Genomic DNA, 15,262 nt, shown 5'->3' with positions numbered 1-15,262 from the left:
ATGACAATTGAACTAGTTTTCAGGATGTTTTAAAGGATACCTTCATGTGTTTTCATAAAGGTGATCATATAATAGTCCATCTGTGGCTTCTTTTCAGGAAGAAGATAGCTAATTGTAATCGGCACTTCTTCACTTTTCCATATGACGGAAAGGTTCTTTAATAATGTTGATTGTTTATAGGCGCGATTTCCTGACAATACATGAATAATCTTCGTTGGGATATCCGAATGCAATTGGGGACTCTCAAATTCAGGACTGCTTATAATCTCGATAATTTGCTTGCTTTCCTTATCGAACGAATAAGAAAGCTCTTTTAATAATTTTTTGTAGAAAAACTTATGATCCTTCTCTTGTTCTAAATGATGCTTTAAAGATAAGACAGGATTTAATAATACAATAGAGCGTATATTCCCATTCATTTCGTTAATAAGCTTTAGGGCAACTAAAGCTCCCATCCCTTCAGCTAAAATGTGTATTTTGCTATTAATAATTTCAGTACGGATAATATATTCATATAGGCGCTTTGCCAAATTAACAGCTTTTTCACTTCCCCAATTTTTCCCATATAGATTCGAATAAAATACGGTATAGCCTGATTTCTTAAAGCTCTCAATCAATCTTTGCTTCCCTTCATTTTGTGTCCAAAAACTCGAATTCTCGTCAACATAATGACGTTCATCACCAATAATAAGGATACCGAAACCAGTAGGTTTTTCGGGATAATGAATCATGTTCCATTCGGTATCCAGCTTAAAGTTTCGGTGCTCCATACGAAAAACTCCTTCTGTGAATTTACTCTTATTAATGTATGAAGTTATGTTTAAAGTGAAAGGGGGTTCGCCCATATTTACATTATTTCTTTATCTTCTTTTTTGCAGTGTTATTTTTAACAACCAATCGTTGGTACCGAACTAGATGATTCAACCTGATTCATTTCCAATATATGAACAAAGAGAGTAATTCTTTTAATGCAATCGTAGTTAAAAGACTTTGAAAGCATGTTTCCAGTAAGCAACATTAACATGCGTTACACGAACAAATATGAAAGCGATACATTTCCTTTCATATCAAAGTTTTACTTTATCAATTGGAGCCGCTATGGTAGAATAAAACAGATGTTATTTAGGTAAGAGGTGATTACGGTGAAATACTTTTGGACTTTTTTCTGGACATTCGCTCTAGTTCAAATGTTAACGTACGTAGCAAGCTCAATGATCGGAGTACAATATGAGTTTGAAACTGGTGCCATCTTAGGTGTCGCGGCTACCATAGTTATTTTAATTTTCCCTGCCATTATTCCTGATGAACCAAGTGGAAAAGAAGGGATTCATTAATTAAGGTGTTATTATAAAGCACTGCCTTAATAATGAAAGTACACGTAAAAGAATTGGTACGGTCACTACAACAGGATAGCGTAAAAAGACAAGCCCTTAGTTAAGTGATCATCTTTAAAGCAAGTGGTTACATTCTATACGCTTAGGGTAAAAAAGTCATCCTGATTTCAGAGGATGACTTTTTTGTTGCGATTTTAAAAATCAATGGTTGATAACTTGATTGTATCGTCTTGAAGAATGATTTGTACAGCACTATTTTCCCCAATGTGACCAGCAATAATTTCTCTTGCTAGCATCGTTTCAACATTTCGTTGCATAAAACGTTTCAACGGCCTCGCTCCATACACCGGATCAAATCCATTTGCTGCAATATATTCTTTAGCACCCTCGGTTATGCTTAATTGAATTTGTTGGGCCTCTAATCTTCTCTGTAATTCTGCAATCAATTTTACAACAATCATTTTTATATCTTGCAATGACAAAGGTTTGAAAAGGATCGTTTCATCGACCCGATTCAAGAATTCTGGTCGAAAATGCCCTCTTAACTGTGTCATGACTTGATTTTTAACGTCTTTAGAAATGAACTCATCGTTTCGATCTTCTAATAAAAAATGCGAGCCAATATTAGAGGTCATGATAATAACAGTATTTTTAAAATCAACCGTTCTCCCTTGGGAATCAGTTACCCGACCATCATCGAGCATCTGCAACAAGATATTGAATACGTCAGGATGAGCTTTTTCGATTTCGTCGAGCAATATGACTGAATATGGTTTTCTGCGCACAGCTTCCGTTAACTGGCCACCTTCTTCATACCCGACATAGCCCGGAGGCGCTCCAACCAATCTTGAAACAGAATGTTTCTCCATATATTCAGACATATCAATTCGAATGATTTGATCCTCACTATCGAATAAAGCTTGTGCCAATGCTTTTGCAAGCTCGGTTTTTCCTACACCCGTAGGACCAAGGAAAATAAAAGAGCCAATCGGCCTATTCGGATCTTTTATCCCTGCTCTAGCTCTAAGAACAGCATCAGACACCAATGTTACTGCCTCGTCTTGTCCGACTACACGCTCATGGAGAATTTGTTCAAGGCGCAACAGCTTTTCCCTTTCACCTTCCACAAGCTTTGCCAGTGGAATGCCTGTCCACCTTGCAACAATATTAGCAATTTCCTCTTCTGTCACTTCTTCACGCAGAAGTCTTTCATCCGCTTGCTTGCTTACTTCCTCTTCCAACTCTTTCAATTCTTTCTCAAGGGACGGAATTCGTCCATGGCGGAGTTCAGCAGCTTTATTTAAATCATATTGATTCTCAGCCTCTTCTAATTCCCTCCGTAATCGTTCCAATGTTTCTCGCTTTTCTTGAACTTGTTGAATACTTTCTTTTTCAGCCATCCACTTTGCTTTCATTGAATTGGCTTTATCACGCATATCTGCAAGCTCTTTTTGCAGGGTAGCCAGCCTATTTTTACTTTGCTCATCTTCTTCCTTTTGCAAGGCAGCCTCTTCAATTTCTAATTGCATCACACGGCGTGTCACTTCATCAAGCTCTGATGGCATTGAATCAATTTCTGTTCGAATCATCGCACAAGCCTCATCAACAAGATCAATCGCTTTATCAGGTAAAAAACGGTCTGAAATATACCGATCCGATAAAATGGCCGCTGTTACAAGAGCACGGTCATGAATATTGACCCCATGATGAATTTCAAATCTTTCTTTCAAGCCACGAAGAATGGAAATCGTATCCTCCACATCCGGTTCCTGTACAAGGACTTGTTGAAAGCGTCTTTCGAGCGCTGGATCTTTTTCAATATACTTACGATGCTCATCTAAAGTGGTTGCACCAATACAATGTAATTCACCACGAGCAAGCATTGGTTTTAACATATTGCCAGCATCCATTGCCCCTTCAGTTTTCCCTGCACCGACAATGGTGTGGATTTCATCAATAAAAAGGAGAATTCTGCCCTCGCTTTTTTTTATTTCATTTAGAACCGCCTTTAACCGTTCTTCAAATTCTCCTCGAAATTTTGCCCCAGCGATGAGTGAACTCATATCAAGTGAGAAAATCGTTTTATCCTTAAGACCCTCCGGCACATCTTTCCGGACGATTCTTTGTGCTAAACCCTCGACAATAGCCGTTTTTCCAACGCCTGGCTCACCAATTAGAACGGGGTTATTCTTTGTTTTGCGCGAAAGAATTCGAATCACATTTCTGATTTCCCCGTCACGACCAATTACCGGATCAAGCTTTCCCGCCTTTACTTCCGCAACCAAATCTCTCCCATATTTATTTAATACATCGTATGTGGCCTCAGGATTTTGTGAAGTCACTCTTTGATTCCCCCTTATTTCTTTTATTTCTTGAAGTAAAGCATCATATGTGATCCGTTCATTCTTCAACATTTCACCAATGCTTGATTGCTTATAAATCATGGCAGCGAGTAACATATGTTCAACAGAAAGAAAATCATCTTGAAGCTTTTCCATCTCCCGCTCCGCCTCAATTAATAATTTCTGCAATCGAGCGGTAATATAGAGCTTATCCTGCTCCACTCCACTTCCAGATACTTGAGGTTTTTTGTGAAGCAATACATTTATTTTTTGTTCAAATTTTGCAGAAGGAAATTGGACTCGTTCTAGAATAGCAGCAACAAGGCTCTCATCTTGCTTCAGCAGAGCTAAAAACAAATGGTCTTCATCAACCTCCTGATGCTCTTTTGAAGCGGCAGTAGACTGGGCACTAAACAAGGCAGCTTGCATTCGTTCCGTCATCCTGTTCAGATCCATCTTAATTCCTCCTTTGACCTTTTTTGACCTTTATTCCATTATAAGTCATTTTTTTCATATGTAAAGCCACCCATTGAAGAGGGTGGCAAAGGGAATAAAATTTCATAAAAAATATAGTATACCAGCTCATGCATAGAAGCTGTTTAAATCATACTTGTTACGATAACAAAGTCGGAAAGGTACCATGATCAACCTGAATCTCTAGGTTTTGTTTTGTAAGTCCAATGGCGATTATGATTTGAGTTTTCAGGGAAACGATCCCCTGCTTTGAGTTTTATCTTTTTTGGGTTCATGACACCGTCACCCTCTTCACCTATCTCTACATATATTCCATTGTTCGGCGCCTTTTGACCTGCTCGAAATTTATGGCTCTGTCCCATTGATACTCTCCTTTCCTGTTTGATAAAAATATTATTTCCTTTTATCAATCTTTCATGAATGTTTATGGATTGAAACTTTCTATTTAACTCCCTCGTCTATATTTACGTACATCAACATCATCAGGTATGTTATAGTAGAGATTGTGAATTTTGTTTAAAATCAGGAGGCATATTATGGATTTTTTTGAGATTGTTAAATACTTTATTTTAGGACTTTTTCAAGGTTTCACTGAACCTATCCCTATTTCATCCAGTGGTCATTTGGAAATTGCTGGTCATTTTTTAAATGTTGAAATCGAAGGATTAAGCTTTGCCCTTCTAGTGAATACGGCATCATTAATAGCTGTCCTGATTATTTATCGCAAAGATATTTGGAGGCTGATTGAAAACGGTCTTTCCTATATCACAACCCGAGAAGAATCAGCTAAATCTGATTTTCGCTTTATTATTTACTTAATTATTGGAACGATCCCTGCTGGTGTACTTGGGGTTTTGTTTGGGGATTACATAGAAAATAATTTAACAGGTGTAAAAGTGGTAGGAGTTACGTTGTTAGTGACAGGTATTGCCTTGTGGCTTATTCGTAATTTACGAGGACGCAAAAATGATGCAGATTTATCCATGCGCGATGCGATAATCGTTGGTCTTGCTCAAGCGGTAGCTCTCATTCCTGGTATTAGTCGCTCTGGAGCAACGATTGTTGCAGCAATGGGGTTAGGTATGAAGCAAGAGACAGCTTTACGCTATTCATTTTTATTATATATTCCCGTTAGTGCTGGCGGGATGATTCTTGGTTTTAAGGATATATTAGGAGATGACAATCTCGCCCAATTAGCATTACCATATACCTTTGCTTTCTTCGCTTCATTAATCGCATCATATTTTTCATTAAAATGGTTTATGAATATTATGGCCCGTGGAAACTTAAAATATTTTGCTATCTACTGTTTTATCGTTGGACCACTCGTATTTTTATTCGCTTAATATTATGGAGACAGAGCAGCCGATTGGCTGCTCTTTTGTCATTGGCTTCTTAGAAGTCTATCGTTTCGCCAGCGTTATTTTAAAATTTCTACTAATAATGCTTTTTGGACATGAAGGCGATTACCTGCCTGCTGAAAGACGAAAGAATGAGACCCGTCAATTACTTCTCCAGTAACTTCTTCACCTCTATGGGCAGGTAAGCAATGGAGAAATAAATAATCAGCTTTTGCTCCCAGAACAAGCTTTTCATTTACTTGATAATCCTTGAAATTGAGTAATCTCTGCGCGTTTTCCGCTTCTTGCCCCATACTCGTCCACACGTCCGTATAAATAACATCTGCTTTCGCAACTGCTTTTATTGGATCATTGGTAACAGTTACCTCTCCATCACTTTCACGGGCAAATTTCTTAGCTAGTTTAATAACTTCACTGTTTGGCTCATATCCGGGAGGTGTGGCTACAACGATATACATCCCTACTTTCGCGGCAGCAATCATTAATGAATGGGCAACATTATTTCCATCGCCAATATAAACAAGCTTAATTCCTTGTAATGTCCCTTTTTCCTCTTCAATGGTTAATAAATCAGCTAACGCTTGACATGGATGGTATAAATCAGTTAATCCATTAATTATCGGGATTGAAGCGTGATTGGCAAGCTCTATAACACGTTCATGAGAGAATGTACGGATCATAACAGCATCAATATATTGTGAGAGTACTTTTGCTGTATCCGAAATTGGTTCTCCTCTTCCAAGCTGCATTTCTTGACCGTTAAGATGAATCACTTGACCACCTAATTGTAGCATCCCTGCTTCAAAAGAAACCCTTGTGCGGGTTGAAGGTTTATCAAAGATCAATCCCAATATCTTACCTTGCAGAACAGGGGTCGCTTCCCCAGATAGATAGGCTGCCTTTAATTCCTTAGCTTTCTTTAGCAGTCCTGTAATCACTGCTGGAGAATAATCAGCTAAGGTTAGTAAATCTTTACCCTTAATGCTTGTGCTCTCATCTTTCGCTTGTAATGATAACATCTTTATTTCCACTTCCTCTCCCATTTTAAGAACCTTCCTTACACTTTGACACTTAATGAAGAATGCCAATCCTCCAATGCTTTTATCTCAAAATCTGTTACTTTTAAAGCTTGACTAAACGCTTTAAGACTTTCTGGTTCAGTGAAGTTTATAATCCTCCTCTTTGTTGCATGTTCACGCAATCGTTTATCTTCTAGCTCTTCCTTCGGATTAAAATAGGCGATTGTCGGTTCCTCTAACTCTTCTTCGCTGTTAGAGACGACGAGTTCAAAAGATTCAGCTAAATCAATGAGCTCAATATTTTCTTTGACCACAATCCTTCCCGAAGGCCGGATTGCCTGATGGAAAGCTTTGCGCAAAGCCTCTTCTTCTGAACTCCCTAAACTAATTCCCTCACCAGTTGAACGCATTTCCGCGCTAACCTTCGAATCCATCCCTTTTAAAGCATAATTAGAGAAGACAGGATATTTTACACAAACAAACGGAATTGCCATTAAATTTTGGTCTTCATCAACTTTCGACAATTTATATTTCCCGAGCAATATTTTTGTCGCTATTTGCACAAGTGGAATACCTGTTACTTTACTAACGATCGGCACAGTTCTACTAGCACGAGGATTGACTTCAAGTACATAGACGTTATCATCCTCAATGATAAATTGAATATTCATCAACCCTTTATAATGTAAAAAGCTGGCAATTTTCTTTGCGTAGTCAGTTATTTTCCCTTTAACTGTATAGGACAAGCTTTGCGCAGGAAGGACGGATAAACTATCACCGGAATGAACTCCCGTTTTTTCAATATGTTCCATAATGGTAGGCATAAGAATATAATGTCCATCTGTGACAAGATCAACCTCTGCTTCGGTTGCATGGAGAAACTCATCTACTAAAAACGGATAACGCGCCTGCCCCTTATCGATATATTGCTGCAATTCAATTTCATTTTGAATGATTTCCATTCCTTTTCCGCCTATAACGAAGGACGGTCTTAATAAAACAGGATAACCCATTTTTCCAACCGTTTTCACTAATTCCTCTTCATTATGAACGATGTCCCCTTGTAAATGGGGAATATCCAAATCGTCTAGTAGCTGATAAAAAAGCTTGCGATCTTCTAGTAGATCAATAACATCTGATTTTGTTCCTAAAATATTTACATTCCATGCCTCAAGCTCTTTCGCTAAATTGATCGCTGTCTGTCCTCCAAGCTGGATAATGCAATCAGTTACCCCTTCAGCATCGATCACATTTAAAATATCCTCCAACATTAATGGTTCAAAATACAATTTATCTGCAGTTGCAAAATCAGTGCTAACCGTTTCAGGATTGTTGTTGATCATTATCGTTTCCACACCCAGCTCCTTAAGGGCAAAGACGCCGTGAACGGAACAATAATCAAATTCCACTCCTTGACCAATGCGAATTGGACCACTTCCTATAATGAGAACCTTTTGTTTTGAAGATGGGATTTGTTCATTTTCGCCAAAATAGGTTGAGTAGTAATAATTTGATTTTGCTTCAAATTCTGCTGCACAAGTGTCGACCATTTTATAAGAAGGGACAATTCCATAATCTTGTCTTTTCATCCTTACTGCGTTTTCGTTAACACTCCAACATTTGGCTAAATATCTGTCACTGAAACCTTTTTCTTTAAAAAGCTGAAGTTCATTTCTTGAAACCTGAGAGAAACTCGTGGCATCGATCATTCTCTCAATTGAAACAAGTCTTTTTAAATAGGATAAAAAGAAATGATCTATTTTAGTTATATTATGAAGTTGCTCAATCTCATAGTCTCGGCGCAAAAGCTCCAATAAGATAAACAGCCTTTCATCATTTTGTTGGAGAAGCTGCTCGATTAATTGGTCTTTGCTGCTGCTAGACAAACCAGGTAGCTGTAAATCCAAGACATCAATCTCTAAAGAATGGATCGCTTTTAGCAGCGCACGTTCAAAGCTCCGATCAATGCTCATGACCTCACCGGTAGCCTTCATTTGTGTACCAAGCTTTCGTTCAATTTTTGGAAATTTATCAAAGGGCCATTTTGGTATTTTTACAACGACATAATCAAGCGCCGGCTCAAAACTCGCAAATGTGTCTCCCGTAACCGGATTGATAATTTCATCCAATCTGTACCCAACAGCTAACTTTGCTGCCATGCGAGCAATCGGATAACCCGTTGCTTTTGAAGCAAGGGCAGACGAACGACTCACCCTTGGATTAACCTCAATTAAATAATAATTTTTACTTTTTGGATCGAGGGCAAACTGAATATTACAACCCCCAATAATTCCTAATGCAGAAATAATCTTAATGCTTGCTGCACGCAGCATTTGATACTCATCATCTGTTAATGTTTGTGACGGCGCTACAACAATTGAATCCCCTGTATGAATGCCAACCGGATCGAAGTTCTCCATATTGCAAATCGTTATACAAGTATTAGCGCGATCACGCATGACTTCATATTCCACTTCTTTAAAACCGGCGATACTTCTCTCAACTAAGCATTGATGAATCGCACTTTCCTGCAATCCACCTGAAACAAGCTGTGTGAGCTGGTCTTCATCTTCGGCGATCCCACCGCCTGTTCCACCAAGGGTATAAGCTGGTCTTACAATAATAGGATAATCAACCTTCTGTGCAAATTGCTGCGCTTCTTCGACAGTGTGGACAATTTCGCTTTCTGGCACCGGCTCATGTAAATCTTTCATAAGCTGACGAAATGCTTCTCGGTCCTCTCCTCTTTTTATGGAGTCAATTGAACTTCCAAGCATTTTAACTTGATACTTCTCCAGAATACCTTGTTCACTTAATTGAAAAGCTAAGTTTAATCCAGTCTGTCCTCCTAATGTGGCTAGTAGCCCATCAGGTCGCTCCTTCTCAATAATTTTTTCTAACACATCCACTGTTAATGGTTCAAAATAAATGCGATCGGCAAAGTTAGAATCGGTCATGATCGTCGCTGGATTATTATTGACGAGTATGACTTTATAGCCTTCCTCTTTCAAAGCAATGCAGCCTTGTGTACCGGCATAGTCAAACTCTGCTGCCTGCCCGATAACAATCGGTCCTGATCCAATAACTAATATAGTTTCTATGCTGGTGTCTTTAGGCATATAATGCGGCACTCCTCTTGTTTTCAGTAATCATCTGTAGAAATTCATCAAAAATATAGTCACCTTCTGAAGGTCCGGGATTCGCCTCCGGATGAAATTGCACTGTTTGCAGTGGTAGTTCTTGATGAGTTAAGCCCTCAACAGATTGATCATGTAAATGATAGAACCTAGCCACTAGTCCTGTTCCTTTTATGCTATCTTCATCAACCACATAGCTATGATTTTGAGATGACATAAATACCCTATTCTTTTGATAATCCTTAATTGGATGATTGGCCCCTCTGTGACCAAATGATAGTTTTTTCGTATTTCCTCCCAATGCTAAAGCAACAAGCTGATGTCCTAAACATATGCCTAGTGTTGGATACGTTTCAACAAGCTGGCGAATCGTTGGCAAAACATCCTGCAGCTGTTTTGGATCCCCTGGTCCATTCGATAACAGAACCCCATCTGGAGCAAGACCAGTGACTGCTTTGTAAGACGTATTGTACGGGACAACTGTTACTTGGCAATCTCTTTCAAGCAGTGATGACAAAATTGAATTTTTTGCTCCGAAATCGAACAAGACAATATGGGGACTGCCTTTCCCATATGTTTTCATTCGTTTTTCTGACACATGTGGAACCTTTTCCGATTCTATTGATTGTTTGCCAAGTTCGCTCATTCCTTGTTTCTTAGAAATAAGAGCTGGCATAGAACCATAGGAACGGATTTTCTTCACGATTGCACGCGTGTCAATATGGGATAATAGAGGAATTTTCCACTTTTCAAGATACGCTTGAAGAGAGTACGCTGCTTGATAATGGGACGCTTCCATATTGGCTTCATATACAACAACACCTGCAACATGAGGTTTCTTGCTTTCAAAGTCCTCTTCATTAATCCCGTAGTTACCAATAAGCGGATACGTGAAAACAATTATTTGATCCTTATAGCTTGGGTCTGTCAGAACCTCTTGGTAACCGGTCATTCCAGTATAGAAGACAACCTCACCCTCTATCTCCTCAATCGGAATATTCGTATTCCAGTTTCCTTCATATATATCTCCACTTTGCAAGTGTAAATATCCCTTCATGAAAAACACCTCAAACCTATACGTATATTTATATTATCTTTTTTATATTTATGCATACACAAGATAAAAATTAAGCCTTTAGAGTTGGCTCTACTACGGTCTCAACGACTTTTTTTAAATGAAGAAGGAACAGATCAATTTCAGAAATAGATGCTGTTAACGGCGGCAAAAGCCTAAGTACATTTTCTCCTGCTGCTAGGGCAAGAACACCTTCTTTTCTTAATGCTTGTAATATCACCTGAATGGATTGCTTGAATTCGATTCCAATCATTAATCCTTTGCCGCGAATCTCCTTCACAAAGGTGCTACCTTGAAAAAACGCTTCTAACTGTGAGATTAAGTAATCGCCCTTATATTCAACCTCTTTTAGAAAAACCTGATCAAAAATAATGTTCATCGTCGCATGGGCAGCCGCTATACTAATCGGGTTACCGCCAAAAGTCGAACCGTGACTCCCAGGTCCAAAAAAAGGTTTTAAATTTTCCTTCCCCAAAATGGCACCAATCGGGACACCACTTCCCAAGCCTTTCGCAGAAGTAACTATATCAGGATTTAAGGCAAAATGTTGAAAGGCAAATGGTCTTCCTGTTCTCCCGATTCCAGTTTGGACTTCGTCAACGATAAGGAGGGCATTCTTTTCATGACAAAGCTTTTCAACTGCCTGTAAAAAGCTCTTATCCCCAACATGAACTCCACCTTCTCCTTGAATGATTTCTAACATTACTGCAGCAACATCGTCAGTGAATATATCCTTTACAGAATCGATATCATTATAGGTTGCATAAGAGAATTTCTCCAGCATAGGCCCAAATCCAGACTTTATTTTATCTTGACCTGTTGCTGACATCGTCGCAAATGTTCGTCCATGAAATGATTTATTAAACGTGATAATTTTAGTCTTTCCTGTCGCCTTTCGCGCTAATTTAATTGCCGCTTCATTTGCTTCCGCTCCACTGTTTGCAAAGAATACTGCTTCCATCTTAGCGGCCGTTGCCAACTTTTTTGCTGCTTGCTCTTGCTCCCCACTAGCAAAAAGATTAGATACATGCCAAAACCGATTGAGCTGATGTTCAATTGCTTCCTTTACCACTTGGGGTCGATGACCAAGATTGCAAACACCAATACCAGATGTAAAATCCAAATACTGCTTCCCCTCGCTGTCCGTTAAATAGCTTCCCTCTGCAGCAACAGGCTCCACATCCCAGCGGGCATAAGTCGGAAATAAATAACTCATTCATATCCCCCTCTCTTTTCCAAGAATTTTTGTACCAAACCATCGATCATGTTGATAAATTTTCTTCTTTCCAGCAACAATTCTTACGCTCTCTATTCCTTTTTCTAAAACGGACAACGCTGATGCAACCTTCGGGATCATCCCCCCGTATATTTCACCTGAAGCGATGAAATTTTCAACTTCATCTGCAGTGAGCATTTCTCGTACTGCTCCGTCTACCATAATTCCTTCTACATCAGTGACAAATAAGCACTGTTCAACTTTAAGAGCTTTAGCAACAGCAGCAGCTGCATAGTCAGCATTAACATTTAGCTTCACACCAGTGTTCGTAATCGCTATTGGAGTAATGACAGGGATAATTCCTTGAGTTAAAATAGAGTGGATGAACTCACTATTCACCTCAGTAATTTCTCCCACATAACCTAATTCTTCTTTGTTGATATAGCGTCCTTTTAACAAACCAACGTCGCTTCCATTTAACCCTAATGCTGAAAGCTTATGTCCCTCTAACATTTGAACAAGGCTGCGATTTGTCTTGCCTGCTAATACAAGCTCGACTACTTCTAATATTTCTGCAGTTGTTTTTCTTAATCCATTTACATACTCTGCCTGAACATGCAGTTGGGCCAACATTTGATTTATATCAGGTCCCCCACCATGAATAATGACAATTTGATAGTTTTGTTTCTTCAAATCTTGAAGACTTACAAAAAAATCTGTAGATAATTCTCCTAGGGTACTGCCACCGCATTTAATTAATAATGTCCTCATGCTTTGCTCCCCTATGTCCGATAACTTGCATTAATTTTCACATAATCATAAGTTAAATCGCAACCCCAAGCGGTACCACTTCCATCGCCCATATGCAAATCAACCAAAATCTCAATAAAGTCTCCTTTTAAATACCCACTTGCTTCTTCCTCAGAAAATTTGCTGATTTCGCTTTTATCAAGCATCTTCACTGGTCCAATCGAAATCGTGACTTTGTCTGCTTTTGCTTTCGTATCTGCTTGCCCGATCGCCCCAATAATTCTTCCCCAGTTTGCATCGGCTCCATATATGGCTGTTTTCACTAGATTTGAGCCTACAATTTGTTTTGCAATCTTCCGAGCATCATCCTCATCATATGCTCCTGTTACATGAACCTCTACAAGCTTCGTTGCACCTTCTCCGTCTTTGGCAATTTGCTTTGCTAAGCTTGCGCAAGTTTTATTTAAAAGCTGAAGAAACACTTCCCACTCAGGATGTGACGGTGATAGCAATTGATTTTCAGCCAAACCATTTGCCATTACAAGAACCATATCGTTTGTTGACGTATCCCCATCAACGGTAATTTGATTAAAGGTATCATCAGTAACTTCTCTTAATGCTACTTGCAAGTTTTCAGAGCTGATATTTGCATCGGTTGTAATAAACCCAAGCATTGTCGCCATATTTGGATGAATCATTCCAGAGCCTTTCGCGGCTCCTCCCATGTGAACGATCTTGCCGTCGATCTCAGCTTGAAAACCACACTTCTTCATACATGTATCTGTCGTTAAGATAGCCGTCTGGAAGTCATCTGCATTAGTGGAGGCATTCCCTAGCTGAATTTGCTCGATTCCTTTCTTAATTTTATCCATTTTCATATATTCGCCTATGACACCTGTTGAAGCAACTGCGACTAAATATTGCTCCACCTGAACTTTTTGTGCCGCCAGTTCCCTCATCTCATAGGCATCCTTTAAGCCTTGTTCTCCGGTACAAGCATTGGCGCAAGCACTATTAACAACCACTGCCTGTAATTTACCACTATGACTTATGCTTTCTTTTGTGACAGCTATTGGTGCAGCTTGAAAATCATGTAAAGTGTAAACTGCCGCACTCTCAGCAGGAACTTCACTAAAAATCATGCCCACATCTTTTTTAGCATATCTTAATCCTGCATGAATTCCACCTGTATGAAATCCTTGCGCTGATAAAATACTCCCATTCTCAATTTCTATTATTTTGGCCACCTTTGTAAGTGTTCCCACCTGTTATTCCTCCTTATGATTATTTCTTTTTCAAACCGTTTCTTCGACATTTTACGGATATAGAGGCAGCATTTCTAAGCCTGTAGCCGGGTTTAAACGATTGAGGATATTCGCATTTTGCACGGCCTGACCTGCTGCTCCTTTCATTAAATTATCTATGACAGAAACAATCGTTAATCGTCCTGTACGCTCATCTACATTCAAACCAATATCACAATAATTTGAACCTTGAACTTCTTTTACAGATGGATAATTTCCATGCGGTCGAACTCTTACAAACGGTTTTCCCTTATATGCTTCCTTATACAAAGCAACAAGCTGCTCTGTATTCGCTTGTGCTCGGAGCTTAACATAGATCGTTGCCATGATTCCTCTTGTTATCGGTAAAAGATGGGTACTAAATGTAATCGGTTCTATGTTCTCATTCCACTCGAGTAATTGTTGTTCGATCTCTGGTGTATGCTGATGTTCATTAACCTTATAAATCTTAAAATTTTCATTCACCTCTGCAAACAAAGAGGCTTTTGTCAATGATTTCCCGGCACCAGAAATGCCTGATTTTCCATCTATAATAATGGAGTCAGGAACAATTAATTTTTCTTTTACCACTGGCGCTAATCCTAAAAGGACAGCAGTTGCATAGCATCCAGGATTCGCGATGAATCTCGCTTTCTCAATTTGTTTTTCATTCCATTCACTTAACCCATAAACCGCTTCTTCTACAACGGACGGAACGGCGCCTGTTTTTTTATACCATGCTTCATATTCACCTGGTTTTTTTAATCGCAAATCTCCGGATAAATCAATAACTTTAATATTGTGATGGAGAAATTGAGCAACTAGCTTGCTAGAAACACCAGACGGGGTCGCTAAAAATACAAGATCACTCTTTGCAGAAATTTCCTCCACATCAATTTTCTCTAGCTGTTTCCCTAAAATTTGATAAAGGTGTGGATACTCATGCCAAATCGGAACCTCATCCTTCGTAGAATGAATCGACTGTATTTTAAATACAGGATGACGATGCAGTATTCGAAGTAGTTCAACACCACCATACCCTGTCGTACCTATTATTGATGTCCTCATCCCTTATCCCTTCCTTATCAAAAATATGTATATTTAATCAGTTTTATTAATTTTTATTAATTTTATATTGTTCTTATTATAAGAACTCATACCTCTAAAAGCAACCCGTTTTTATAAATTAATAAAAATATAGGAAGGATTAACCGGAAGTGCTGTAAATTGGTTGACTACATATATGTTTATTTCTAAACTGTTTATAGGGA

The 15,262-nt window shown here is 38.8% G+C and carries 12 protein-coding genes; 2 read left to right on the top strand and 10 right to left on the bottom strand.

Annotated features, from left to right (window positions below; translation table 11 throughout):
• Positions 1–29: 29 nt before the first annotated feature.
• On the bottom strand, positions 30–770 hold the full coding sequence (locus PZE06_RS04435) for a lipase family protein (protein WP_150914580.1): 741 nt from the start codon (positions 768–770) through the stop codon (positions 30–32).
• A 372-nt stretch (positions 771–1,142) separates the two neighbouring features.
• Between PZE06_RS04435 and PZE06_RS04430 the strand changes: the two genes are divergently transcribed.
• Entirely contained in the window at positions 1,143–1,334 is a 192-nt protein-coding gene (locus tag PZE06_RS04430) for a YjzD family protein (protein WP_150914582.1), read from the top strand.
• A 194-nt stretch (positions 1,335–1,528) separates the two neighbouring features.
• On the opposite strand, the gene clpB is transcribed toward PZE06_RS04430, so the two are convergent.
• Together clpB and PZE06_RS04420 are read right to left on the bottom strand one after the other, a co-directional pair.
• The gene (gene clpB / locus PZE06_RS04425; RefSeq protein WP_150914584.1) at positions 1,529–4,132 is read right to left on the bottom strand and encodes an ATP-dependent chaperone ClpB; all 2,604 of its coding nucleotides are present in this window, start codon (positions 4,130–4,132) and stop codon (positions 1,529–1,531) included.
• Positions 4,133–4,320: 188 nt separating this feature from the next.
• Complete coding sequence (locus PZE06_RS04420) at positions 4,321–4,512, bottom strand: YjzC family protein (protein ID WP_150914586.1); 192 nt, start codon at positions 4,510–4,512, stop codon at positions 4,321–4,323.
• A 171-nt stretch (positions 4,513–4,683) separates the two neighbouring features.
• On the opposite strand from PZE06_RS04420, the gene PZE06_RS04415 reads away from it, so the two are divergent.
• A complete protein-coding gene (locus PZE06_RS04415; protein ID WP_150914692.1) occupies positions 4,684–5,496 on the top strand; it encodes an undecaprenyl-diphosphate phosphatase in 813 nt (270 codons plus the stop codon).
• Between the two features lie 74 nt (positions 5,497–5,570).
• Here PZE06_RS04415 and argF read toward each other — a convergent pair whose 3' ends face one another.
• The 7 genes from argF to argC form a co-directional block, all read right to left on the bottom strand.
• Positions 5,571–6,530 (bottom strand): ornithine carbamoyltransferase, encoded by a 960-nt coding sequence (gene argF, locus PZE06_RS04410; protein WP_150914693.1) that lies wholly within the window; start codon positions 6,528–6,530, stop codon positions 5,571–5,573.
• Positions 6,531–6,568: 38 nt separating this feature from the next.
• The gene (locus tag PZE06_RS04405; protein ID WP_150914588.1) at positions 6,569–9,649 is read right to left on the bottom strand and encodes a carbamoyl-phosphate synthase (glutamine-hydrolyzing) large subunit; all 3,081 of its coding nucleotides are present in this window, start codon (positions 9,647–9,649) and stop codon (positions 6,569–6,571) included.
• Complete coding sequence (locus PZE06_RS04400) at positions 9,642–10,724, bottom strand: carbamoyl phosphate synthase small subunit (RefSeq protein ID WP_150914590.1); 1,083 nt, start codon at positions 10,722–10,724, stop codon at positions 9,642–9,644. Before PZE06_RS04400 ends, PZE06_RS04405 begins: the two co-directional genes overlap by 8 nt.
• Before the next feature lie 70 nt (positions 10,725–10,794).
• Positions 10,795–11,958, bottom strand: a complete 1,164-nt coding sequence (locus PZE06_RS04395; RefSeq protein ID WP_150914592.1) for an acetylornithine transaminase — start codon at positions 11,956–11,958, stop codon at positions 10,795–10,797.
• Positions 11,959–12,729, bottom strand: coding sequence for an acetylglutamate kinase (gene argB, locus PZE06_RS04390; RefSeq protein ID WP_150914594.1), 771 nt, complete (start codon positions 12,727–12,729; stop codon positions 11,959–11,961).
• An 11-nt stretch (positions 12,730–12,740) separates the two neighbouring features.
• A complete protein-coding gene (gene argJ / locus PZE06_RS04385) occupies positions 12,741–13,973 on the bottom strand; it encodes a bifunctional ornithine acetyltransferase/N-acetylglutamate synthase (protein ID WP_150914596.1) in 1,233 nt (410 codons plus the stop codon).
• A 51-nt stretch (positions 13,974–14,024) separates the two neighbouring features.
• Positions 14,025–15,059 (bottom strand): N-acetyl-gamma-glutamyl-phosphate reductase, encoded by a 1,035-nt coding sequence (argC, locus tag PZE06_RS04380; RefSeq protein ID WP_150914598.1) that lies wholly within the window; start codon positions 15,057–15,059, stop codon positions 14,025–14,027.
• Between the last annotated feature and the right edge of the window lie 203 nt (positions 15,060–15,262).

Origin of the sequence: Robertmurraya sp. DFI.2.37, assembly GCF_029211245.1 — a bacterium.
Classification (GTDB): Bacteria; Bacillota; Bacilli; order Bacillales; family Cytobacillaceae; genus Robertmurraya; species Robertmurraya methanolica_A.
The sequence above is the reverse complement of the archived record's forward strand: the minus strand, read 5'-3'. Positions and strand labels throughout refer to the sequence as shown.

Coding starts and splice junctions, on each gene's coding strand:
- PZE06_RS04435 (WP_150914580.1), bottom strand. CDS start 770: ATGGAGCACCGAAACTTTAAGCTGGATACCGAATGGAACATGATTCAT.
- clpB (WP_150914584.1), bottom strand. CDS start 4,132: ATGGATCTGAACAGGATGACGGAACGAATGCAAGCTGCCTTGTTTAGT.
- PZE06_RS04420 (WP_150914586.1), bottom strand. CDS start 4,512: ATGGGACAGAGCCATAAATTTCGAGCAGGTCAAAAGGCGCCGAACAAT.
- argF (WP_150914693.1), bottom strand. CDS start 6,530: ATGTTATCATTACAAGCGAAAGATGAGAGCACAAGCATTAAGGGTAAA.
- PZE06_RS04405 (WP_150914588.1), bottom strand. CDS start 9,649: ATGCCTAAAGACACCAGCATAGAAACTATATTAGTTATTGGATCAGGA.
- PZE06_RS04400 (WP_150914590.1), bottom strand. CDS start 10,724: ATGAAGGGATATTTACACTTGCAAAGTGGAGATATATATGAAGGAAAC.
- PZE06_RS04395 (WP_150914592.1), bottom strand. CDS start 11,958: ATGAGTTATTTATTTCCGACTTATGCCCGCTGGGATGTGGAGCCTGTT.
- argB (WP_150914594.1), bottom strand. CDS start 12,729: ATGAGGACATTATTAATTAAATGCGGTGGCAGTACCCTAGGAGAATTA.
- argC (WP_150914598.1), bottom strand. CDS start 15,059: ATGAGGACATCAATAATAGGTACGACAGGGTATGGTGGTGTTGAACTA.